At 71.1% G+C, this 22,330-nt stretch carries 21 protein-coding genes; 13 read left to right on the top strand and 8 right to left on the bottom strand.

Annotated elements, in window-relative coordinates; all coding sequences use genetic code 11:
* The first annotated feature begins 12 nt into the window (after positions 1 to 12).
* The 5 genes from ACIBK1_RS04435 to ACIBK1_RS04415 all read left to right on the top strand — a co-directional run bounded on the left by ACIBK1_RS04435 (position 13) and on the right by ACIBK1_RS04415 (position 6,976).
* Complete coding sequence (locus tag ACIBK1_RS04435; protein WP_030507706.1) at positions 13 to 2,091, top strand: glycosyltransferase family protein; 2,079 nt, start codon at positions 13 to 15, stop codon at positions 2,089 to 2,091.
* Positions 2,092 to 2,342: 251 nt separating this feature from the next.
* The gene (locus ACIBK1_RS04430) at positions 2,343 to 3,272 is read left to right on the top strand and encodes a CPBP family intramembrane glutamic endopeptidase (RefSeq protein ID WP_396732249.1); all 930 of its coding nucleotides are present in this window, start codon (positions 2,343 to 2,345) and stop codon (positions 3,270 to 3,272) included.
* A gap of 90 nt (positions 3,273 to 3,362) precedes the next feature.
* Positions 3,363 to 4,682 (top strand): sensor histidine kinase, encoded by a 1,320-nt coding sequence (locus tag ACIBK1_RS04425; protein WP_051761639.1) that lies wholly within the window; start codon positions 3,363 to 3,365, stop codon positions 4,680 to 4,682.
* Positions 4,670 to 5,329, top strand: a complete 660-nt coding sequence (locus tag ACIBK1_RS04420; RefSeq protein ID WP_076436220.1) for a response regulator transcription factor — start codon at positions 4,670 to 4,672, stop codon at positions 5,327 to 5,329. The genes ACIBK1_RS04425 and ACIBK1_RS04420 overlap by 13 nt, the downstream gene beginning before the upstream one ends.
* Positions 5,330 to 5,443: 114 nt before the next feature.
* Complete coding sequence (locus ACIBK1_RS04415; protein WP_396732245.1) at positions 5,444 to 6,976, top strand: MDR family MFS transporter; 1,533 nt, start codon at positions 5,444 to 5,446, stop codon at positions 6,974 to 6,976.
* Positions 6,977 to 7,008: 32 nt separating this feature from the next.
* Here the strand turns inward: ACIBK1_RS04415 and ACIBK1_RS04410 are convergent, their stop codons facing one another.
* A complete protein-coding gene (locus tag ACIBK1_RS04410) occupies positions 7,009 to 8,040 on the bottom strand; it encodes an aldo/keto reductase (protein ID WP_396732242.1) in 1,032 nt (343 codons plus the stop codon).
* A gap of 163 nt (positions 8,041 to 8,203) precedes the next feature.
* On the opposite strand from ACIBK1_RS04410, the gene ACIBK1_RS04405 reads away from it, so the two are divergent.
* Positions 8,204 to 9,046 (top strand): helix-turn-helix transcriptional regulator, encoded by an 843-nt coding sequence (locus ACIBK1_RS04405; protein WP_363526310.1) that lies wholly within the window; start codon positions 8,204 to 8,206, stop codon positions 9,044 to 9,046.
* Between the two features lie 50 nt (positions 9,047 to 9,096).
* Here ACIBK1_RS04405 and ACIBK1_RS04400 read toward each other — a convergent pair whose 3' ends face one another.
* The 5 genes from ACIBK1_RS04400 to ACIBK1_RS04380 form a co-directional block, all read right to left on the bottom strand.
* Positions 9,097 to 10,605 (bottom strand): SPFH domain-containing protein, encoded by a 1,509-nt coding sequence (locus ACIBK1_RS04400; RefSeq protein WP_030507700.1) that lies wholly within the window; start codon positions 10,603 to 10,605, stop codon positions 9,097 to 9,099.
* 46 nt (positions 10,606 to 10,651) lie between these two features.
* Positions 10,652 to 10,852, bottom strand: coding sequence for a hypothetical protein (locus tag ACIBK1_RS04395; RefSeq protein WP_030507699.1), 201 nt, complete (start codon positions 10,850 to 10,852; stop codon positions 10,652 to 10,654).
* A 199-nt stretch (positions 10,853 to 11,051) separates the two neighbouring features.
* Positions 11,052 to 12,098 carry an acyltransferase family protein gene (locus tag ACIBK1_RS04390; RefSeq protein WP_030507698.1) on the bottom strand — a complete coding sequence of 349 codons (1,047 nt, stop codon included), beginning with the start codon at positions 12,096 to 12,098 and terminating at the stop codon, positions 11,052 to 11,054.
* 87 nt (positions 12,099 to 12,185) lie between these two features.
* The gene (locus ACIBK1_RS04385; protein WP_030507697.1) at positions 12,186 to 12,965 is read right to left on the bottom strand and encodes an SDR family NAD(P)-dependent oxidoreductase; all 780 of its coding nucleotides are present in this window, start codon (positions 12,963 to 12,965) and stop codon (positions 12,186 to 12,188) included.
* Between the two features lie 212 nt (positions 12,966 to 13,177).
* On the bottom strand, positions 13,178 to 13,990 hold the full coding sequence (locus ACIBK1_RS04380; protein ID WP_030507696.1) for an SDR family NAD(P)-dependent oxidoreductase: 813 nt from the start codon (positions 13,988 to 13,990) through the stop codon (positions 13,178 to 13,180).
* A 186-nt stretch (positions 13,991 to 14,176) separates the two neighbouring features.
* On the opposite strand from ACIBK1_RS04380, the gene ACIBK1_RS04375 reads away from it, so the two are divergent.
* Genes ACIBK1_RS04375 through ACIBK1_RS04360 form a run of 4 tightly spaced genes read left to right on the top strand, consistent with a single transcriptional unit; the run spans position 14,177 to position 18,077 of the window.
* On the top strand, positions 14,177 to 16,738 hold the full coding sequence (locus ACIBK1_RS04375) for a sensor histidine kinase (RefSeq protein WP_396732237.1): 2,562 nt from the start codon (positions 14,177 to 14,179) through the stop codon (positions 16,736 to 16,738).
* Positions 16,735 to 17,142, top strand: coding sequence for a roadblock/LC7 domain-containing protein (locus ACIBK1_RS04370; RefSeq protein ID WP_030507694.1), 408 nt, complete (start codon positions 16,735 to 16,737; stop codon positions 17,140 to 17,142). Before ACIBK1_RS04375 ends, ACIBK1_RS04370 begins: the two co-directional genes overlap by 4 nt.
* A gap of 13 nt (positions 17,143 to 17,155) precedes the next feature.
* Positions 17,156 to 17,521, top strand: a complete 366-nt coding sequence (locus ACIBK1_RS04365; RefSeq protein WP_081903487.1) for a DUF742 domain-containing protein — start codon at positions 17,156 to 17,158, stop codon at positions 17,519 to 17,521.
* The gene (locus ACIBK1_RS04360; protein ID WP_030507692.1) at positions 17,502 to 18,077 is read left to right on the top strand and encodes a GTP-binding protein; all 576 of its coding nucleotides are present in this window, start codon (positions 17,502 to 17,504) and stop codon (positions 18,075 to 18,077) included. Before ACIBK1_RS04365 ends, ACIBK1_RS04360 begins: the two co-directional genes overlap by 20 nt.
* Here ACIBK1_RS04360 and ACIBK1_RS04355 read toward each other — a convergent pair.
* Positions 18,049 to 19,152, bottom strand: a complete 1,104-nt coding sequence (locus tag ACIBK1_RS04355; protein ID WP_396732234.1) for an alkene reductase — start codon at positions 19,150 to 19,152, stop codon at positions 18,049 to 18,051. The two genes, ACIBK1_RS04360 and ACIBK1_RS04355, sit on opposite strands and share 29 nt — an antisense overlap.
* A 200-nt stretch (positions 19,153 to 19,352) precedes the next feature.
* On the opposite strand from ACIBK1_RS04355, the gene ACIBK1_RS04350 reads away from it, so the two are divergent.
* The gene (locus ACIBK1_RS04350) at positions 19,353 to 19,643 is read left to right on the top strand and encodes a helix-turn-helix domain-containing protein (protein ID WP_036406260.1); all 291 of its coding nucleotides are present in this window, start codon (positions 19,353 to 19,355) and stop codon (positions 19,641 to 19,643) included.
* A gap of 56 nt (positions 19,644 to 19,699) precedes the next feature.
* Here ACIBK1_RS04350 and ACIBK1_RS04345 read toward each other — a convergent pair whose 3' ends face one another.
* Positions 19,700 to 20,578: a LysR family transcriptional regulator gene (locus ACIBK1_RS04345; RefSeq protein WP_396732230.1), complete on the bottom strand. Its 879-nt coding sequence runs from the start codon at positions 20,576 to 20,578 to the stop codon at positions 19,700 to 19,702.
* Positions 20,579 to 20,780: 202 nt separating this feature from the next.
* On the opposite strand from ACIBK1_RS04345, the gene ACIBK1_RS04340 reads away from it, so the two are divergent.
* Both ACIBK1_RS04340 and ACIBK1_RS04335 read left to right on the top strand, forming a co-directional pair.
* Positions 20,781 to 21,476 carry a type 1 glutamine amidotransferase domain-containing protein gene (locus tag ACIBK1_RS04340; RefSeq protein ID WP_396732227.1) on the top strand — a complete coding sequence of 232 codons (696 nt, stop codon included), beginning with the start codon at positions 20,781 to 20,783 and terminating at the stop codon, positions 21,474 to 21,476.
* Between the two features lie 61 nt (positions 21,477 to 21,537).
* Positions 21,538 to 22,329 carry an SDR family NAD(P)-dependent oxidoreductase gene (locus ACIBK1_RS04335; protein WP_396732223.1) on the top strand — a complete coding sequence of 264 codons (792 nt, stop codon included), beginning with the start codon at positions 21,538 to 21,540 and terminating at the stop codon, positions 22,327 to 22,329.
* Position 22,330 lies beyond the last annotated feature (1 nt).

Raw genomic sequence — 22,330 nt, 5'->3', positions numbered from 1 at the left:
AGGGGGAGAGGCATGGCTGAGAGCGACGAGACTCCTGAGACTCCTGAAGAGCCCCGTTTCCAGCGGCTGGGGCCGGTGAACTGGCTGCCCGAGGAGCGCAAGCACGTCGAGCAGTACGAGCAGCGGATCCGCGACCTGGAGAACCGGCTCGCCTACCAGGAGGCCCGCGCCGACTACGCCCTCTGGCGGCTGCAGGCCACCCAGACCCAGAAGCCCTACCGCGTCGCGCAGGTGCTGACGAACGCGGCGAAGCCGAAGAAGATCGTCCGGCTGCCCCGCGATCTCAGCAAGGCGATGAAGGACGGCAAGAAGGCGCCGAAGGCGCCGCCCTCCGCGATCGAGGTCGCCGCCGCCGCCGAGACACGGGGCCCCGAGGTCAAGATCCCGGGCCTCAGGTGGCCGGACGGCCCGGTCGTACGGCCGGACATGCCCGTCGCGGTCATCCTCGACGACTTCTCCCGCATGGCCTTCAAGTACGAGTGGGACCAGATCGAGTTCGGGCTGCAGGACTGGCGGGAGATCTTCGCCGAGAAGCGGCCGGAGATGCTGTTCTGCGAGTCGGCCTGGCACGGCAACCAGGGCCGCTGGCGCTACCAGATGACCGGGACCAACGCGCCCAAGCAGGAGCTGCGCGACCTGATCGCCTGGTGCCGCGAGGAGGGCATCCCCACGGTCTTCTGGAACAAGGAGGACCCGCCCAACTTCGACTTCTTCATCGACACGGCCAAGCTGTTCGACTACGTGTACACGTGCGACGGCGACATGATCCCGAAATATCGCGAGATGCTGGGTCATGACCGTGTCGGCGTGCTGCAGTTCGCCGCCCAGCCCCGGATCCACAACCCGATCCAGACCAAGATGGGCCGGCCGTACGACGTGGTCTTCGCGGGGATGTACTTCCGCGACAAGCACCCCGAGCGGCGCGAGCAGATGGAGACGATCCTCGCGCCCGTGCGCCCGCTCGGCCTGCACATCTACGCCAGGAACGCCTCGGTGGCCGACAAGTACGCCTGGCCGGAGGAGTATCGCCCCCACATCGTCGGCGAGCTGCCGTACGAGCAGATGCTGGCCGCGTACAAGATGTACAAGGTCTTCCTGAACGTGAACTCGGTGATCGACTCGCCGACCATGTGCGCGCGCCGGGTCTTCGAGCTGTCGGCCTGCTCGACCACGGTGCTGTCGGGGTGGTCGCGGGCCATCGAGGAGACGTTCGGCCCGCTCATCCCGGTCGCGCACTCCCAGGAGGAGGCGTACAACCGGGCGATCTACCTGATCAACAGCCCCGAGCTGCGGGCCCGCCAGGGTCACCTGGCGATGCGCGAGGTGTTCGACAAGCACCTGTTCTCCCACCGCGTCGACCAGATCCTCGGCGACCTCGGCCTGCCGGTCGTCTCCCGGTCGCGGTCGATCTCCGTGGTGCTGCCGACCAACCGGGCCGGCCAGCTCGAACACGCGATCAGCCAGGTGGCGCGGCAGCGGCACCGCAACCTGGAGCTCGTGCTGGTCATGCACGGCCTGTCGGAGGACCCTGCGGTCGTGCGCGACAAGGCCCTCGCGGCGGGCATCCCGGCCGTGAAGGTGCTGACCGCCGACCCCTCCTGGACGCTGGGCGAGGTGCTCAACCACGGCATCGCCCACGCCGAGGGCGAGCTGATCTCCAAGATGGACGACGACAACATCTACGGCGAGCACTACCTGTCGGACCTGGTCCGCTCCTTCGACTACGCCGACGCCGAGATGGTCGGCAAGGGCGCGCACTACACGTACTTCCCCGACCAGGACGTCACGATCTTCCGCCTGCCCGGGCTGGAGCACCGCTACGCCCACCTCATCCAGGGGGCGACGATCCTGGCCAGCGCCGACCTGCTGCGGGCGTTCCCCTTCGAGCCGGTCAACGCGGGCGAGGACACCCGTCTCGTGCGGCGCTGCAAGGAGGAGGGCGTCCGGATCTACTCGGCCGACCGGTACAACTTCATCTACATGCGCGGCTCGGACGCCACCGCCCACACCTGGCAGGCGGCGGACTACAAGCTGACCCGCAACGCGCAGTTCTGCTTCGCCGGCAACCCCGAGGCGCACGTCCTCATCTGACCGGCGCTCCTGTGGGAGGAGGCCGTCCAGGGCTCGTCACGGCTCTGGACGGCCTCCTTTTCGCTCTGCCCACGGCCCTCCCGGTCTCCCTGCGCCCTCTCGCCGTCGCCTGTCCGACGCTCCGACCTGCCCGTTCCCGCCGTGGTACCCCTGGCTGCACCTCCATTGGGCAGCACGCGGGAGCGACCGGGAGGGCCGGCGGCTGGTGTGCTGATCACTGTCAGTCGAACGCTCCCGCAGGAGAGAGTGAAATGGCAGTCGACAGCCGGCCGCGGGCCGGGCACCACACGAGCGAGACCGGGATCCGGGGCTTCATCCGCCGCCGTCCGCTGGTCGCCTTCTTCGCCCTGGCCAACCTCATGAGCTGGGCGGTCTGGTCACCCTACGTGCTCTCGGACAACGGCCTGGGGGTCTGGGACTTCGAGTTCCCCTCCGTGCTCGGGACATCCCAGTTCTCCGGCGTTCTCCCCGGCGCGTACCTCGGCCCCATCTTCGCCGCGTACATCGTGACCAGGGTCGCGGACGGCAGGGAAGGCGTCCGCCGATGGGTCCGGCGGATGACCAAGTGGCGAGTCGGCTGGGCCTGGTACGTCACGGCCGCCCTCGGCGTCCCCGCCGCCCTCGTCGTCACCGGGTACGCGCTCTCCGGCGAGAACGTCCACATGCCGTCCGTCGCCGCGCTGGTCGCCTACGTGCCCGGCCTGCTGCTCCAGATGGTCACCACCGGTCTCGCGGAAGAGCCCGGCTGGCGTGACTTCGCCCTGCCCCGCATGCAGCGGAGGTTCGGCCCGCTGGGCGCGACCGTCATCCTCGGCCCGCTGTGGGGCGTCTGGCACCTGCCGCTGTTCCTGAGCCAGTGGGGCGGGTGGCCGGACGTCACCTGGATGAGGATCGGCGAGTTCATCGCCTTCGCCTCCCTCTTCAGCGTGGTCGTCACCTGGGTGTTCAACCGCACCGGCCAGAGCCTGCCGCTGATCATGCTGCTGCACGTCAGCGTCAACAACTTCATGTCGATCGTCTACTCGGACATGTTCCCGTCGCTCGACACCCCCGAGCACGCGAGCCACGTCACGCTGCTCGCGGCCACCACGGCGGCGATCCTGGTGCTCATCGCGACCCGTGGACGCCTCGGCTACCGCCCGGCGGAGGAGTCCGCGCCGGAGCTCGCCCCGCAGCGCTGAACCGGCGCGCCGGGAGCCCGGACGCCGAGAGGGACACAGGCCCACACGCCGCGCGAAGACTCTAAGCTCGTCAGCCCGAGGGGGTGCATCATGGCGGCGCGCCAGCGGAAGCCGGCGGAAACCCGGCGCGACGGCCGGCAGGACGACCGGACAGACGACCGGACGGACGCCCGGCCAGGCGGCCGGAGGGGTGTCGCCGCACGCGCCCGTGACCTCTTCGACGCGTTCGAGCACCTCGTCGGCGGTCTCGGCACCGCGCTGCTGGCGCTCGCCGGTCTGGCGTGGCTCGTCCTGGTCGCGCTCACCTGCGTGATCGGCCTGGGCCTGCTCCTGGCGCCCACCGTGCCGCGTGCCGTACGGTCCGTCGCCGAACGGGAGCGCAGCCGGTTGTCCCTCTGGGGGCCGGAGATCGTCGGTCTGGGGCCCGCACCCGCCGGCGTACGCGCGGCCCTCGCCGATCGGGCCGTACGGCGGGAGCTGTGCTGGCTCCTCGTGCACGCCACGCTCGGCCTGTTCCTCGGCCTCGCGGCGTTGACCCTGGTGGTGGACGCCGTGCAGGACGTCACGTACCCGCTGTGGTGGCGGACGCTCCCCGTGGAGGACCCCGCCCCGACACCGGTGTTCTGGGACGTGCACGACGACGCCGACGCCTGGGCGGTCGCGCTCCTCGGCGTGGGGCTGGCCGTCTGCTTCCTGGCGCTCGGGAAAGGAATGGCCCGGTTGCAGGCGTGGCCGGGACGCCGGCTGCTGGCGCCCACCGCGGACATGGACCTGTCCCTGCGCGTCGCGCACCTGTCGGCCACCCGCGCGGCGGCGCTGGACGCCCACGCCGCGGAGCTGCGGCGGATCGAGCGCTCCCTGCACGACGGGGCCCAGAACCGGCTGGTCGCCGTCACCGTGCTGCTCGGCGCGGCCCGCCGCGCGCTGTCCCAGAACCGGCCGGGTGCGGAGGACATGCTCGAACGCGCGCAGGAGACCGCCGAGCAGGCACTGGCCGAGCTCCGTACGGTCGTCCGCGGCATCCTGCCGCCCGTGCTGGCCGACCGGGGGCTCGCCGACGCGCTCGCCGGGCTCGCGGCGAACTGCGCGGTGCCGTGCCGGGTCGACGTCGACGCGCCCGGCAGGTGCGCCGCCTCCATCGAGGCCACCGCCTACTTCGTGAGCGCCGAGGCGCTCACCAACATCTCCAGGCACAGCCGGGCCCGGCAGGCCACCGTGACCGTACGGCGTGAGGGCGGCCGGCTGTGCCTGCGGATCGAGGACGACGGCGTCGGCGGCGCGGACGAGCGGCACGGCTCGGGGCTCACCGGCATGCGCGGCCGGATCGAGGCGCACGACGGACGCCTCACCCTGACCAGCCCGCCTGGCGGGCCGACCACCATCGACGTGGAGTTGCCGTGCGGATCGTGATAGCCGAGGACGACCCGTTGCTGCGTGAGGGGGTCGCGCTGCTGCTGCGCGCCGAGTCCCTGGACGTGGTGGCCACGGCCGACTCCCCGGACACCTTCCTGGCGGCCGTCGACGCCCACCGGCCCGATGTGGCCATCGTCGACGTCCGGATGCCTCCGACCCACACCACCGAGGGCATCGCGGCGGCCGTGGAGGCCCGGCGTCGTCAGCCCGGCCTGGCGGTGCTCGTGCTGTCCGCCTACGTCGAGCAGGCGTTCGCCACCGAGCTGCTCGCCGCGGGAACCGACCGGCTCGGATATCTGCTCAAGGAGCGGGTCGGCCGCGTCGGCGAGTTCCTCGACGCCCTGCACCGGGTCGCCGCCGGAGGCACGGCCATCGACCCCGAGGTCGTCGCACAGCTGCTCACGCGCACCCGCTCCGACAGCGGGCTGGAACGGCTGACCGCCCGGGAACGCGACGTGCTCGCCCTGATGGCCGAGGGGCTGGGCAACACCGCCATCTCGGAACGGCTTTTCGTCAGCGAAGGCGCCGTCCACAAGCACATCCGCAGCATCTTCGCCAAGCTCGACCTGGCGCCCACCGACCGGGCGGACCGGAGGGTCACGGCCGTCCTGCGCTACCTGGAGGAGACCCAGCGCCGCGGCTGACGCCGCAGCGCTGGAATGCCGGGCGGTTTGCGATAGTTGCGCTGTTCCGGGACTCTTCCGCCCTCGGGCGGGCGGGTCCCGCGTACGTGCACGCCGGACAGGGGAGCCCCTCACGTGACCACGAAGTCGACCGCGACGACGGCATCGAAAGGCATCGGGCTACGGTCGGAGCGCGGTCCCGTGCTCGCCGCCATCATGCTCTGCACCGCACTGGTGGCGCTGGACAGCACGATCATCGCCACCGCGGTGCCGTCCGTCGTCACCGACCTCGGCGGGTTCTCCCAGTTCCCCTGGCTGTTCTCGATCTACCTGCTCACGCAGGCCGTGACCGTGCCCATCTACGGCAAGCTCGCCGACGTGCTCGGGCGCAAGCCGGTGATGTTCTTCGGCATCGGGGTGTTCCTGCTCGGGTCGGTGCTGTGCGGGGTGGCCTGGAGCATGCCCGCGCTGATCGCCTTCCGCGCGATCCAGGGCATCGGAGCCGGAGCGGTGCAGCCGATCAGCATGACGATGGCCGGCGACCTCTACACGGTCGAGGAGCGGGCCCGCGTCCAGGGCTACCTCGCCAGCGTGTGGGGCATCTCGGCGGTGGTCGGCCCGACGCTCGGCGGCATCTTCTCCGAGTACGTCTCCTGGCGCTGGATCTTCTTCATCAACCTGCCGCTCGGCGCGGTGGCCACCTGGATGCTCGCCCGGCGCTTCAAGGAGCAGGTGAAGCGGGGCTCCCACCGGATCGACTACACGGGCGCCGTGCTGCTCACCGGCGGCTCCTCCCTGCTCATCCTCGGCCTGCTGGAGGGCGGCGTCGCCTGGGACTGGAACTCGGCGCCCAGCCTGCTGATCTTCGCGGCGGGCCTCCTCCTGATCGCCGCCTTCGTGCTCGTGGAGCGTCGCGCGGCCGAGCCGGTGCTGCCCCTGTGGGTGTTCCGCCGCCGGACGCTGACCGGCGGCAACCTGACCTCCCTCGGCATCGGCGCCCTCACGATCGGGCTCACCTCCTACGTACCGACGTACGCGCAGGGCGTGCTGGGCACCGGCGCGCTGGTGGCGGGCTTCGCCCTCGCCGCGCTCACCGTCGGCTGGCCCCTCGCGGCGACGTTCTCCGGCCGCTTCTACATGCGCATCGGGTTCCGCGACACCGCGCTGATCGGCATCGTCGTGGTGGTGGCCGGCGCCGTGCTGTGCGCGCTGCTCGGCCAGGACGCCATGATCTGGCAGGTCGCGGCCGCCTGTTTCGTCGTCGGCGTCGGTCTCGGGCTGTCGGCCAGTCCCACGATGGTCGCCGTGCAGTCGGTCGTCGGCTGGGAGCGTCGCGGCGTGGTCACCGCGACCAACATGTTCTGCCGCTCGCTCGGCAGCACGGTCGGGGCCGCGGTGCTCGGCGCCATCTCCAACGCGACGCTGTCGGACCGCTTCGCCCACCCGCCCGCCGACGTCGCGGGACGGCTGCCGGACAGCCTCGACGCCACGAGCCTGGTGCTGAAGGCCCAGGGCGCGGCGGCCCACTCGGCCACCGCGTCCTTCGTCAGGGGCGCGCTGTACGACGCGGTCCACCACATCTTCATCGCGCTCGTCGTCGTGGCCGTGCTCAGCGTCGCCGCGCTGCTGCTCATGCCCCGCCGTACGACCGAGCTGACGTTCGACTGACCGAGCGCCCCGGACGTCAGGCGGCCGAGCTGTCAGGCGGCCGTGCGTTCGCCGAGGGGGCGGCGGCGCAGGCTCGTTTGCTGGAGAGCCGGCGGCACGTACGCCTGGTCGAGCACGCCGACGTCGGTGCCGGGCGGGACGATCGCGTCGATCCGGTCGAGGATGTCGTCGGTCAGAGCGACGTCCACGCCCGCGAGCAGGTCGTCGAGGTGGCTCATCGTGCGCGGCCCGATGATGGCGCTGGTCACGCCGGGATGAGCGATGGCGAAGGCCATGGCGAGGTGGGTCAGCGGCATACCCGCCTCCTGGGCGAGCGAGACGAACCGCTCGACGACCTCGATGCGGTGCTCGTCGTTGACGTGCTTGAGGAGGCCGGCGCGGCGGAGCTCGTTCTGCCGCCCCTTGCGGACCTGTCCGGTGAGCAGTCCCTGCCCGAGCGGGCCCCACACGAGCGTGCCCATTCCGTAGCGCTGCGCGGCCGGCAGCACCTCGCGTTCGATGCCGCGGTTGAGCAGCGAGTAGGGCGGCTGCTCGGTGCGGAACCGCTCCAGGCCGCGCCGCTCAGCGACCCACTGGGCCTCGACGATGTCGGACACCGGCATGGCGGACGTCCCGATCGCACGGACCTTCCCACTGTGGATCAGGTCGGAGAGCGCGGAGAGCGTCTCCTCGACGTCCGTGGCGGGGTCCGGCCGGTGGATCTGGTAGAGGTCGATGTGGTCGGTCCCGAGGCGGCGCAGCGAGTTCTCGACGGCGGTCATGATCCAGCGCCGCGAGGCGCCCTGCTGATTGGGATCGTCACCGACGGGGCGGCTCACCTTGGTCGCGAGCACGACGTTGTCCCGCCGTCCCTTGAGCGCCCTGCCGACGATTTCTTCCGAGTCGCCGTAGACGTCGGCGGTGTCGATGAGGTTGATCCCCGCGTCCAGCGCCTTGTGGATGATGCGGGCCGAGTCGCCGGGATCGGGGTTGCCGATGGACGTGGCGAACATCAGTGCGCCGAGCCCATAGGGGCTGACCTTGATACCGGTGCGGCCGAGCGTGCGGTACTGCATGCGAACCATGCCTTCCTTCGTTTAACAGTCCGGGTCGTCCGTAGCGTCGGCGAACCCGGCTCCCAGCTTCCGGCGGCGCGGGCGTGGGCGGGAGAGACGCCCTTATCCGGGGACAGGCCGTCCCTGGCAACCTCCGGCGCACCGGGGCATGGTGAGGGGCATGGTGAAGGGTGTGGACAGAACCGAACTGGCCGACTTCCTGCGTCACTGCCGCGCCCGAGTCGCCCCTGCCGACGTGGGGCTGTCGCACGGCGCGCGGCGGCGCACCCCGGGACTGCGCCGCGAGGAGGTCGCGCAGCTGGCGGGCATGTCCACCGACCACTACACGCGGCTCGAACAGGCCAGGGGCTCGCACCCGTCCCGCCAGATGCTCGCCGCCGTCGCCCGCGCGCTGCGGCTGACCGGCGACGAACGGGACCACCTCTTCCACCTGGCCGGTGAGGAGCCGCCGCGGGACCGGCCGGCCACGGAGCACGTCCGGCCCGGTCTGCTGCTCATCCTCGACCGGCTGATCGACACGCCCGCCCAGGTGGTGAACGACCGCGGCGACGTCCTCGCGCAGAATTCGATGGACAAAGCACTTCACGGTGACGCGTCCGCCCGCCCTGAGGCGGAGCGCAACGTCATCTGGCGCTACTTCACCGACCCGTCCGCGCGGGAGCTCTTCCCGGTTGAGGACCGTGACCACGCCGCCCGCACGGCGGTGGCGGATCTGCGCGCCACCTCCGCCCGCCGCCCGGACGACGCCCGGCTGGCAGAGCTCGTACGCCGGCTGCGCGCCCGCAGCGAGGAGTTCTCCGCGCTGTGGAACGCCCACGACGTCGCCGTACGCCGCGCCGACGTCAAGCGCTTCCAGCATCCGGTCGTCGGCCTGCTGGAGCTGGACTGCGAGGTGATGCTGAGCCCGGAGCACGACCAGCGGCTGGTCGTCTACACCGCCCGCCCGGGGAGCGAGTCCCACGAGCGGCTGGAGCTGCTGCGCGTGGTCGGCCTCCAGGACATGATCCGCGGCTGAACCACGAGACGTTCGTCCCCGTCCGAAGGGACGGGGACGAACGCGGGCCGTCAGGAGGCGGCGTCGATGGCGTTCTTCGTGGTGGGCTCGGCGCCGTTGACGCTCGCGCCGTCCTTGGCCGCGGCGGGGGCGCCGCCGGCCAGCAGGGAGCGGGCCAGGCCGAGGCCGGTGCCGCCGAGCGTGAGCGCCTTGGCCAGCATCTCCTCGATGCCCTGGGCGCCGTTGAGCACCACCATGTGGTCGACGTTGCCGAACGCCTTGGAGCCGGCCTCCACGATCTGCGGCCAGTTCTCGGCGAGCTGCTGCGCGATGACGGCCTCCTGGTTCTCGCGCAGCGCCTCGGACCGGGCCCTGATCGCGTCGGCCTCGGCCAGACCCTTGGCCTTGGCGGCCTCCGCCTCCGCGAGACCCTTGGCCTTGGCCGCCTCGGCCTCCGCGAGACCCCGCGCCTTGGCGGCCTCCGCCTCGCCCAGACCGGTCGCCTTGGTCGCCGACGCGGCGGCCTCACCGCGCACCCGCACCGACTCGGCGTCGGCCGCCGCCGCCTGCTTCACCTGGGACGCCTGGGCCGCTGCGCGCAGCTCGGTCTCCCTGGCCTCCGCCTCGGCCTGGGCGATGCGCGCGTCGCGCTCGGCCTGGGACAGCGTGACGGTCTCGTACGCCTTGGCGTCGGCGGGCTTGCGAACCTGCGACTGGAGCCGCTGCTCGGCGAGCTGGGCCTCCAGCTCCGCTGCCCTGGTCTCCTGGACGACGACCTCCTGCCGCGCGGTGGCCTCCGACAGCGGTCCTGCCTGCCGGGCCTTGGCCGCCGCCTGGTCCACCTCCGCCTGGTATCCGGCCTGCTGGATCTGCGACTCGCGGACGGCGGCGGCCTTCTTGGCGGCCGCGACCTGCTCGGCCTCGGTGGCCTCCTGGTCGCGCTGCGCCTCGGCGATGCGGGCGGCCGCGGCGATCTTCGCGGCGTGCGGCTTGCCGAGGTTCGTGATGTAGCCGGTCTCGTCCTCGATCTCCTGGATCTGCAGCGAGTCGACCACCAGGCCGAGCTTGCTCATCTCGTCGGCCGCGGAGCTGCGGGTCTCGCTGGTGAGCCGCTCGCGGTTGAGGATGAGGTCCTCGACGGTCAGGTTGCCGATAATCGAGCGCAGGTGACCGGTGAACAGCTCGTGGATGGCGCCGTTCATCGAGTCCTGCTGGTCGAGGAAGCGCCGGGCGGCGTTCGCGATGCTGGTGAAGTCGTCGCCCACCTTGTAGATGATCACGCCGCGCACCTGGACCGGGATGCCCTGCTGGGTCACGCAGTTGACCTGGAGGTTCGTGGCCCGGCTGTCGAGCCGCAGCCGCCGGGCGGTCTGGAAGCCGGGCAGCACGGCGGTGCCCTTGCCCGTCACGATCTTGAAGCCGAGACTGTCGGCCAGCTCGTTCTTCGTGTGCGCACCGAGACCCGAGATGATCAGTGCCTCGTTCGGTTCGGCGACCCGCCAGATGGCCTTGAACAGGAGGATGAGGACGATGACGGCGACGACGGCCACACCGCCCACGACCAGGATCTCCGTTGACATGGGAGCCTCCGTGTGGTGGGGGGAAAGGAGTGGGGGAGGGAGCGAGTCAGACGACCGCGCGAGCGACATAGACGGTGCGCGGGGGCGAATACTCCACGACGACGACGATGGACCCCACTGGGATCTCCTCGTCCGGAATGCTCGGATAGGCGTAGAACGCCTCGACACCCCCGCGGATGGGCACCATCACCTCGCCGACAAGACCGGGGCCGATCCTGCCCGTGACCCTGCCCTGTCTGCCGACCACCCGCGTCACCCCGTCGTTTTCACCGCTCCTGGCTGCACCGCGAATGCGCAGGTTACCCCGTATCACCGTGCCGTGACAGAGCCGTTTTCCGTTCCCAGCCCCGCCGGCCGCGCAATTCGCCCTACTTCGCACCATCACCTGGCAGAACGGGGAGATCACCCCAGAAGTTCCGTCAGGCGGCACGATCCGTACACGACTACTAGGCCGGCGCGGCGGGCTCCCTCTTCCCGGGCCGGCGGAGCCGGGTGAAGGCCCAGGAGACGTCGGGCTCCACCGCCCACCGGAACGCCCTGCGCACGGGGGACGTGCAGAGCAGGGCCGCGAGGACGACCCCGAGGACCGCCATGGCGGTCACGCCCAGCGGGTTGACGAGGACGTCGTGGAAGCGCTCGGCGACCTTCACGGCGAACCCGTGCAGCAGGTAGGCGTACATCGTGGCGCCGCCCAGGCCGGTGAACCAGGTGCGGCGGCTCGGCGCGACCGCCAGGAACGCCGCCACCAGCAGGGCGCCGGCCGCCAGCAGGGCGAGCCGGATCAGCGTGCCGGTCAGGTCGTCCACGCCGATCTGGTGGTTGGAGTGGCGCCAGCGGATCCACTCCGTCGGCACGAGCGTGTGCACGGCGAACGCGGCGGCGAGCGCCGCCGCCAGGACGGCCCCGCCCGCGATCCTCGCCCGGCGACCGCGCAGGAGGTCGAGGTGCTCCGGAGTGAGCATGAGGCCGAGCACGTAGAACGGCAGCAGGCCGAGGGTGCGGTTCATCGACAACTCGTCGGGCAGGGCGCTGGTGCCGGACAGCAGGCACAGCCCGACCGCGATCACCAGAGGGTGGCGCAACTGCTGCCAGACCGGCGTGGACAGCCGCCACAGGAACAGCGACATCAGGAACCAGGTCAGGTAGTACGGGTCGAGCAGGCTGATCTCGAGCTTGCCGTACAAGAAGAAGCGGGGCAGCGAATAGGCCACCTCGAAGATGACGTACGGCACCGCGAGGCCACTGATGAGCTTGCGCGCCTTACCCGGAGAAAACGTGAAATTACGGGACAAATAGCCGCTGACGACGATGAAGAGCGGCATGTGGAAGAGGTAGACGAAGAAGTAGAGCGCATGCGCCGCGGGGACGTCCCGCAGATCCTCGACGAGATGCCCGGAAACGACGAGCACGATGGCCAGGAACTTGGCGTTGTCCAGCAGGGGGTCGCGGGCGGCGGACCTGCCGGACGGGCGGGCGGGGGCGATCACGGTCATGCGGCCGGACCCTAGTCACCCGCCGTGAGCACCGGCGCAACCGCGGGCGAACACTCCCCGAACTCTTCCCACGCCCGCCCGGGCGGATCAGGCGGCGCGGTAGCGCGTGGCGAGCCGGTGGCTCTGGCCGCCGAAGGCGGCGAGCTCGGCCCGGAAGACCGCGTCCAGGAGTCCGGCGTCCTCGACGCCGGGAGCGCAGACGGTCTCGCCCAGCTCCAGGCCGCGCAGGCTCGCCGTGACGACGTCGTCGGCGCTCATGCGCGGCACGGCGCTCAGGTCGAGGCCCTGACGCTCGTGGAACTCGGTGGCCACCACGCCGGGGCACAGCACCTGCACGGCGACTCCCGTGCCTTCGAGCTCCGCGCTCAGGGTCTGGGACATCGCGACGAGGTGGGCCAGGGTCCCGGCGTAGACGGCCCTGCGGGGCATCTGGGAGTGCGGCGCGGGACCGCTGAAGGCGATCATCCCGGCCACGTTGACGACCGCGCCCTCGCCCCGCTCCCGCATGCCCGCGACGGCGGCGCGGGTGAGCATCGTCGGGGCGACGACCTTGACGTGCACGAGTTCCCTGGCCTTGGCGGCGGGGAGCTCGTCGAGCGGCATGTAGTGCGACACCCCGGCGTTGTTCACGAGCGTGGTCAGCGGCTCGGCCGCGCAGATCTCGGCGACCGTGTCGATGCCCTCGTCGGTCGACAGGTCGGCGGCCACCGTCCGCACCCCGACCTCGGGGTGCGAGGCGGCGAACTCCTCCAGGCGCTCCTTCCGCCGGCCCACGATCACCAGGTCGTGGCCGAGGGCGGCCAGCCGCTCGGCGAAGGCCCTGCCGATTCCCGAGGTGGCGCCGGTGACGAGTGCGAGCGTGCTCATGACTGCTGTTCCCTTTCCCTGCCCGGCCGCGGGGGCCGGAGTGCGGCTCTCGTGGAGCCGGGTCGTGTTCCGCATCCGTGACTCCAGGATGCGGAGACGACCGGGTGAGCAGCCAGATGACCCGTCTTCCTGGGACCGCCGATACCAGGCAGGGCGCGCTTGCGGGCGGGCAGCCGACGGCGCTTACGGGCGGACAGCCCGCCGGCGCTCCTTCAGGCGGACAGCCCGGTGGCCGCCAGGCTCGCGTCCCACAGGGCCGCGGCGAGGGCGGGGTCCGACATCCTCTCCGGCGCCCGTACGGGAGCGTTCTTGACGAAATACCGCCCCGGGTGATCGACGCCGTCGGCGTGGGTGGCGAGATGGACGATGCGCTCGGCTCCGGCCTGCGGCGGCTCGCCCATGCCCGGGAGGAGCCACACCAGCTTCATGAAGAACGTGCCCTCGGCGAACGAGGTCTTGAGCACCCCGGGGTGGAGACACGTGGCGGCCAGGCCCCGCTCGGCGAGCGACACGGTGAACAGCGCGTTGGCCTGCTTGGAGTCGCCATACTGCAGCCAGCCGTTCCAGCGCCGCCGCTCCCTGGACAGGTCGGCCGGGTCGAGGCGGCCCGTCTTCCCCGCCCGGGACGAGGTGGTGACGACCCTGGCGGACGACGCCGTGAGCCGGTCGAGCAGCAGGTTCGTCAGCAGGAACGGCGCCAGGTGGTTGACCTGCATCATCCACTCGTTGCCGTCCGCGGTGGTCCGGCGGTCGGGCGTCATCACGCCGGCGTTGTTGACCAGCACGTCGATGCGCTCGTACCGCGCCAGCAGCTCCGCCGCCAGCCCGCGCACCTCATCGAGGGAGGAGAAGTCCGCGAGGAGCATGTCCGGACGGCTGCCGCCGGCCTGCTCCGCGCGGTCCGCGACGGCGCGGAGCTTCTCCGGGGTACGTCCGACGAGCACGATTTGGTGACCTCGCCGGGCGAGATCAAGGGCAGAAGCTGCACCGATTCCGGCACCAGCCCCAGTGATCACTGTAATCATCAGTTCCTCCCACTGCGCCAGAACTGTATCGGTGCTAGCCTTCTGTGCGATCTTCCGGAGGTGCATTCCCCCATAAATGCGGCGCGAGCCTCCAGCAATGCAGGAGTGGCTATGGGTTCGAGAAACCGGTCGATTCGGTTCAAGATCTTCTTGTTGCTGCTCCTGCCATTGCTCATGTTGAGTGCTATGTGGGGATTTGCCCTAAAACTCACGGTCGGGGACGGCCTCGTCCTCCTGAACTCCAAGACGCTGTACGACACCATTGGAGTGACCTCCACCGACCTGGGCACCCAGATCCAGGCCGAACGCGCGCTGACCGCCGGCGTCCTCAGCAGCGGCCAGACGACGTCGGCCGCGCTCACCGCCCAGCAGGCCAAGACCACCGCCGCCGCGGACAGGTTCAAGAAGTCCGCCGACGACAGGGCGACCCGCAACGCCATGAGCGACGAGCTCCTGGCGCCCATGGAGTCCCTGCTGTCCTCCCTCGAACGCCTGCCCACGATCCGGGAGGGCGTCTCGCTCGGCAGGACCGACAGGCTGACGGCGATCACCTCGTACAACACGATCATGGACGACCTGTTCGCGCTCTACGAGCGGCTCGTCTCGGTGCCCGACCTGGCCACCTTCCAGCAGGCCAGCGCCATGCAGGGGATGGGCAACGCCCACGAGATGATCACTCGTGAGGACGCCCTCGTGCGCGGGGCGCTCGCCAGCGGCACGATGACGGGCGCCGAGCAGAACGCCTTCAGCGAGTGGGTCGCCACCCGGCGGTTCCTCTACGGCAAGAACCGGCCGGTCCTCAGCGGTGACATGCGGGCGCCGTACGAGCAGGTGCTCACCTCGCCGCTGTTCGACCGGTTCACCGCCCTGGAGAACCAGATCGTCAACCAGGTGCGCTCCGGCGGCCCGCTCCCCGCGGACGCCGAGAAGTGGTCGCCGACCGTCGACCAGATGATCCTCCGGCTCGACTCGGCCCGGGTGAAGGCCTCGGACGCGCTCAACGTCTCCGCCACATCGGTCGCCACCGGGATCATGCTCCGCATCCTGGTCGCCGGCGGGCTCGGCCTCATAGTGATCGTCGCCACGATCATCTTCTCCGTCCGGTTCGGCCGCCGTCTCGCCCGCGACCTCGCCGGGCTGCGCGACGCCGCGCTCGAACTCGCCGTCTCACGGCTGCCGCAGGTCGTCGACAAGCTGCGGCGGGGCGAGGACGTCAACGTCGAGGCGGAGGCGCCCCCGATCAAGGCGACGGGCTCCAACGAGGTCGAGGACGTCGCGCGCGCGTTCAGCTCCGTCCAGCGCACGGCGGTGGAGGCCGCCGTCGGCCAGGCCGCCCTCCGCCGCGGCGTCAGCCACGTCTTCCTCAACCTGGCCCGCCGCAACCAGACCCTGCTGCACCGCCAGCTCACACTCCTCGACACGATGCAGCGCCGTGCCGAGGACCCGGAGAGCCTGGAGGACCTCTTCCGGCTCGACCACCTGACCACCCGCATGCGCCGCCACGCGGAGAGCCTGATCATCCTGTCCGGCTCCGCGCCCGGACGGGCGTGGCGCAAGCCGGTGCCGTTGATCGACGTGGTCCGCGCCGCGATCTCCGAGGTCGAGGACTACACCCGCATCTCGACGGCCCCGATGCCGAACGTCGCCATCGCCGGCGCGACCGTGGCCGACGTGGTGCACCTGATCGCCGAGCTGCTGGAGAACGCCACGATCTTCTCGCCTCCGCAGACGAGGGTGGAGGTGCGCGGTGAGGTCGTCGCCAACGGGCTCGCGGTGGAGATCGAGGACCGCGGTCTCGGGCTGACGCCCGAGGAGTACGACGAGATCAACGCGCGGCTCGCCGACCCGCCGGAGTTCGACCTGGCGGACAGCGACCGGCTCGGGCTCTTCGTCGTCGGCCAGCTCGCCGCCCGGCACGAGATCGGGGTGGTCATGCGCGGCTCGCCGTACGGCGGGACGACCGCGATCGTGCTCATCCCCCGGACGCTGGTGGTGGAGGAAGGCTCGCCCGCGGCGCTGGCGGGTCCGCCCCCGCGCGGCGCCCACGCGAAGCCCGCGCTGGCGGCCGGCGGTCACGACACCGACATCTCGCTCAACGACACGCTCCAGGCCGACCTCGGGCTGCGCGGCTCCGCCGCCGGTGAGCCCCGCGAAGGCCGCACGCTCGTCGGGGAGATCGCGAAGGACGTCCCCGGAGAGGCTTCCGGGGAGGCGGAGGACCGGGAGGAGCGCACGGGCGCGTCCGAACCGTCCCCGTTCTTCACGCCGGCCGCCCTGCGGACCGAGGCCGTGCCCTCCGCCACGCGCGACGACCTCTCCTCGCGGTCTCCCGGCTCCGGCTTCGAGAACCCGCGCCAGGCGGCCGTTCCCTCCGCTTCGCCCTCCGTCGCCCCGTCCGCCGAGCCGGCGACCGCCGCCACAGGGGTGGCGGCGAACGGCCTGGCGCAGCGGACGAGCAGACAACGGGCCAGAGGCCCCGTCTCCAACGGCACCCACGCCGGCCTGCCGCGCAGGGTCCGCCAGGCCAACATCGCCCCGCAGCTTCGCACCCAGTCCCAGGAGACGGGTCCGCAGACGCCGCCGCTGTCCGCCCCGACCGTGGAAGAGCGGTCGCCGGAGGAGGCCAGGGCGATGTTCAGCGCCTTCCAGCGCGGCGCGCTTAGAGGTCGGGAGGACTCCGATCAGCCGGGTGGGGCCGCACCCGGCGACCACGCACACAACATGCACGGCGAGAAGGGTGACGAATGACCGGCAAAGCGACGTCGACCGGCGAACTGAACTGGCTGCTCGACGATCTCATCAGCAGGGTCGCCGCCGTCCGCCAGGCGGTGATCCTCTCCACCGACGGTCTCGTCGTTGGGGCCTCCCAAGGGCTGAGCCGGGAGGACGCGGAGCACCTGTCCGCGGTTGCCGCCGGGTTCCAGAGCCTGGCGCGGGGGGCGGGACGACACTTCGGCGGAGGCGAGGTCAGGCAGACCATCGTGGAGATGGAGGCCGCCTTCCTGTTCGTCACGGCCGCCGGCCAGGGCACCTGCCTGGCCGTGCTGGCCGCCTCCGACGCCGACGTCGGGCACATCGCGTACGAGATGGCGATGCTGGTCAAGCGGGTGGGCCAGCACATCTCCACCAACCCGCGGCGGATCTCCCCATGAGATGGGTGGCCACATGACGGGACCCCAGTGGATGGACGAGGAGGCCGGGCCGTTGGTCCGGCCCTACGCGCTGACGGGGGGCCGGGCGCGGCACTCCGGGGCCAAGCTCGACCTGATCACCATGGTGACCAGCACGGGCTCACCGAGGGACGTCCCCGGCATTGGCCCCGAGCAGCGGCGGATCCTCGAGATCGCGCGCAGAGGCGCGTCGGTGGTGGACATCGCGTCCGACATCGACCTGCCGCTGGGCGTGGTCCGCGTCCTGATCGGGGATCTGCACGACCTCGGACTCGTCGACGTACGAGATCCGGGCAAGGTGGCGCCGCTGCCAAGCGAGCGCATTCTCAAGGAAGTGATCAATGGCCTTCGCGCCCTCTGAGGAGCCGGTCGCCCTCAAGATATTGGTGGCCGGCGGCTTCGGCGTCGGCAAGACCACGCTGGTCGGCGCGATCAGCGAGATTCGCCCCCTGCGCACCGAGGAGGTGCTGTCCGATCGCGGCGTCGACGTCGACGACATCGACGGCGTCGAAGGCAAGACGACCACGACGGTGGCCATGGACTTCGGCCGCATCACGATCAGGGAAGGGCTCGTGGTCTACCTGTTCGGCACCCCCGGACAGGAGCGCTTCTGGTTCATGTGGGACGAGCTGTCCTACGGCGCGCTCGGGGCCGTCGTACTGGCCGACACACGCAGGCTGACCGACTGCTTTCCGTCGATCGACTACTTCGAGCAGCGCGGCACGCCGTTCATCGTCGCGGTCAACTGCTTCGACGGCGCCGACCGGCACGAGCCCGAGGACGTGCGGATCGCCCTCGACCTCGACCCCGACGTCCCCGTCCTGCTCTGCGACGTACGGCGCCGCGCCTCGGCCAAGGTCGTGCTCGTCACGCTCGTGGAGCACGCGCTCAAGATGCTGACGGCCGCCCAGCGGTAGCGCCCCGCCCGGCCCTGGGGTAATCGGTGTAGCCCCGCGTGTCGCCGCCGTAGAACGTGGCGCTGTCGGCCTCGTTGACCGGGGCGTGGTTCTGCCAGCGCCACACCAGGTCGGGATTGGCGATGAAGGCCCGGCCCACGGCGACGAGGTCCGCCTGACCACTCCGCACGCGTCGGCGAGCGGTTTTCTCGTCCGTCACGGGCTCCCAGCCGTCGTTGACGATGAGCGGGCCGCCGAACCGCGTGCGGAGGTCTGCGAGCAGCGGGCTGGACGGATCGCCGATGGTGTGCAGGTACGCCAGGCCCAGCGGCGCGATCCCGTCGATCAGTGCCCGGTACGTCGCGGCCGTCTCGGCCGGATCGTCCTCGACGGCGCCGTGAAGGTTGGCCGCCGGGGAGATGCGGATCCCCACCCGCTCGCCGCCGATCGCCTCGGCCACGGCATGGGCCACCTCGATGACGAACCGGGCTCGTGCCGTGGCGGAGCCGCCGTACGCGTCGGTGCGCCGGTTGGTGGAGGGTGCGAGGAACTGGTGGAGCAGGTAGCCGTTGGCGGAGTGCAGTTCGACGCCGTCCAGGCCGGCCTCGACGGCCGAGCGCGCCGCATGCGCGTACTCGCCGATGACGGACGCCACCTCCGCCGTCTCCAGGGCGCGGGGCACCGGATGCGGCTTGAGGCCGCGAGCGGTGAAGATCTCGCCGGGCGCGGCGACGGCGCTGGGAGCGACGGTTTCGTGGCCGTCCTTGTTGTCCGGGTGGGCGATGCGCCCGGTGTGCATGATCTGGGCGACGATGCGGCCGCCTTCCTCGTGCACGGCGTCCGCGACCCTGCGCCATCCCTCGATCTGCCGGGGTGTGTGCAGGCCGGGCGTGTTCAGGTAACCCTGCCCGGCCGCGCTGGGCTGGACGCCCTCGGTGATGATCAGGCCCGCGGTCGCCCGCTGCCGATAGTAGGTCGCGGTGATGTCCCGCGGTACGCCCGCTGTCCCGGCCCGGTTGCGGGTCATGGGCGCCATGGCGATGCGGTTGTTCAGCGTCCACGTGCCGACAGTCACCGGCTCGAACAGGTCTGGCATCGAAGGTCTCTCCTCCTGGATGGGTGCCGCGCAGCGGGACCGGAGCGGCTCCCGGACCGCCTCGGCGCGAAGACCAGGCACGAAGACGGGAGCGTGCAGAGGCCGAGGGCGGCGTCCTGGCCGGCCCGCGGGCAGGTCGAGAGTGACCCGCCCCCTGCTCTCGTCGCAATTTCTCTTGCCGTTTCGGCAAGCCGATCGGCATGGATCAGCTGAAAGACGTCCTCGCCGCCGTCGGGCCGAAGCTACGTGACCTGCGCAAACAGCGCGGTGTCACGCTGGCCGACCTGTCGCGGACCACCGGCATCTCGGAAAGCACGCTGTCGCACCCGGAGAGCGGAAGCCGCCGGCCGAACCTGGAGCTACTGCTCCTCCTGGCCCACGCCTACGGCGTCCCCCACTGGCTGGGGTCGGCCGACGCGCGCCCCGTCGAACTGCTCGTCCTGTTCGGTCCGCAGGGCGAACGCGCCCACTTGCGTGCCCGTCCCGCCTGAAGCGACGTCGGGCACCGACCGGCGCCCCGGACCGCCGCGCGCTCGAGCACGGGTTTTCACCAGTGGCGGGCCTCTTGCACCAGCCGGTCCCGTACGAGGGTGACCTGGCGGCGTTCGGGCGCGCCCGCCCTCTGCGCGAGGAAGCCGGTGTTGATGGGCGGGTCGTCCGGGTCGAGGAGCGCCACGAGTTCACCGGCGCCGAGTTCGCCGGCGCACAGATAGCGAGGCAGCGCGGTGATCCCGGCTCCGGCGACGACGGCCGACAGCACACCGCGCAGATCGGGGACGACCACCGCGGGCGACCTGGTCAGGCGCGTACGGAAAACGTGGCGCCAATACCGGCGGAGGATGGGCACATCCTCGGCATAGGCGACCAGCGGGGCGTCGTGCAGGGGCCCGGGGTCGTCGCAGCCGACAGGCCCGATCCGGTCCGCCCAGACAGGCGCGGCCACCAGCACGAACTCCTCGTCCATGAGCGGTACGGCTACCACGGTGCGGCCCCGTGGGCGGATCGCCGAGAGAACCAGGTCGAAACGCCCCGCGCGCAGGCCCTCCAGCAGGTCGTCGGCCAGCCCGGCCGTGACTCGCAGCCGCAGGCCCTGGTCGACCAGCGGTGCCAGGGCGGGCAGGACCCGGGCGCTCAGCACCTCGGCCGGACCTCCGAGATGCACCGGCTCGGAGGACTCGTCGCCGGAGCGGCCTCGTCCGGCCACCACAGCCAGTTGGTCCAGCGGGCCCGCGACCTGCGCGGCCAGTTCGTCGGCCACCGGCGTGGCGGCCACTCCTCTCGGCAGCCGTTCGAACAACTGGCGATCGAGCTGTTCCTCCAGAGCGCGCACCTGACTCGTCACGGTCGGCTGGGACAGCCCCAGCAGCGCGCCCGCCGCGGTGAAGGAACCGGCGCGATACACGGCGAGGAACGTCCGCAGCAGCATCAGATCCAGGGGCCCACCTGCTGCCCGGCCTCCCACGACAGCGACTGAGGTATCGGCCTGCCTATGGCTCATAGAGCCGATGCTATTGGTTCGCTGATGTCTGCGCGGCCTACGATCCAGCTCGTTCCCGCTGACGGGCAGCAGAGCACCGTCAGCTCACCCACCTCGCCTTCTGCGAGGACCGCGGAAAAGAGCACGAGTGATGGCGAAGATTCTTTTCGTGATGAGCGGTGCGCGCCACCTGACGCTGGCCGACGGCACCGAGCATCCGACCGGCTTCTGGGCCGAGGAGTTCGCGGCTCCATACCTGGCGTTCACCGCGGCCGGGCACGAGGTGATCGTCGCCACGCCCGGCGGTGTCGTGCCGACGGTCGACCAGGCGAGCCTCGCCCCCGAGGTCAACGGCGGCCAGGACGGTGCGGACGCGATCGCCGCCACGCTCCGGTCCGCCGCGGAGCTCCGGAGCCCGATCGCACTGGAAGGCATCGATCCGGCCTGGTACGCCGCGGTGTTCTACCCCGGTGGGCACGGCCCGATGGAGGATCTGGCGGCCGACGCGGACTCGGCTCGCGTCCTGGCCGCCGCCATGGACGCGGACATGCCGGTGGGCCTGGTCTGCCACGGTCTGGCCGCCCTCCTGGCCACCGGGCGCCCGGACGGCACCTCGCCGTTCACCGGCTACCAGGTCACCGGCTTCACCAAGGAGGAGGAGAGCCTGGCCGGGCTCGCCGACCGGGTGAAGTGGCTCCTGGAGAACCGCCTGGTCGCCCTGGGCGTGCGATTCTCCGCAGGTGAGCCCTGGGCGCCGCACGTGGTCGTCGACCGCAACGTCCACACCGGGCAGAACCCCGCCTCGTCCGCGGCGCTGGCCGCCGAACTGCTCAAGACCCTCGGCTGACCAACGCCCGTCCCTTCGTCCGGCCACGGCACGGAACGCGACTACCAGAAAGGTGGAAGACATGGCACTGATTCTCATCACCGGCGCATCGGACGGGCTCGGCCGCGCGCTCGCCGAAGACCTCGCCGCCAGTGGGCACCGGCTGCTGCTGCACGGACGAGACGCCCGGCGGCTCGCCGAAGTGGCCGAGGCCACCGGCGGCGAGACGTTCACCGCCGACTTCTCCTCCCTCGCCGAGGTCCGGCGTCTCGCCGCACGGATCGCCGAGGCCCACGACCGGCTGGACGTGCTCGTCAACAACGCCGGGATCGGGTTCCACGTCGAAGGAACATCCCGGCAGCTGTCGGCCGACGGGCATGAACTGCGCCTGGCGGTCAACTATCTCGCGCCGGTGCTGCTCACCCGGGAACTGCTTGGGCTGCTCCGCCGAGCCGCTCCCTCCCGGGTCGTCAACGTCGCCTCGATCGGCCAGCAGCCGATCGACTTCGACGATCCGCAGCTCGAACGCGACTACACCGACGTCGCCGCCTACTGCCGCTCCAAGCTGGCACTCATCTGCCACACCCGCGATCTGGCCGAAGAACTCGAGGGGAGCGGTGTCACGGTGAACAGCATCCACCCTGCCACGTACATGCCGACGGCCATGTCCAGGAGATCCGGCATGGAGGTCGTCGACACGCTGGAGAAAGGGGTGGCCGCCACCCGGCGTCTGGTGGACGCGCCAGAACTGGCCGAGATCACCGGCCGTTACTTCGACGGCGAGAAGGAGGCGCGGGCCTCCGAAGAGGCGTACGACCCGGACTACCGCCGCCGCCTCCGCGAACTGACCCGGAAGATGGTGGCGGACGTCTGAC

The sequence above is a fragment of the Microbispora rosea genome, from assembly GCF_044460045.1.
In the GTDB taxonomy this organism is placed as follows: Bacteria; Actinomycetota; Actinomycetes; order Streptosporangiales; family Streptosporangiaceae; genus Microbispora; species Microbispora rosea.
Note: the sequence above shows the minus strand (reverse complement) of the source record. Positions and strands in the feature narration are given on the sequence as shown.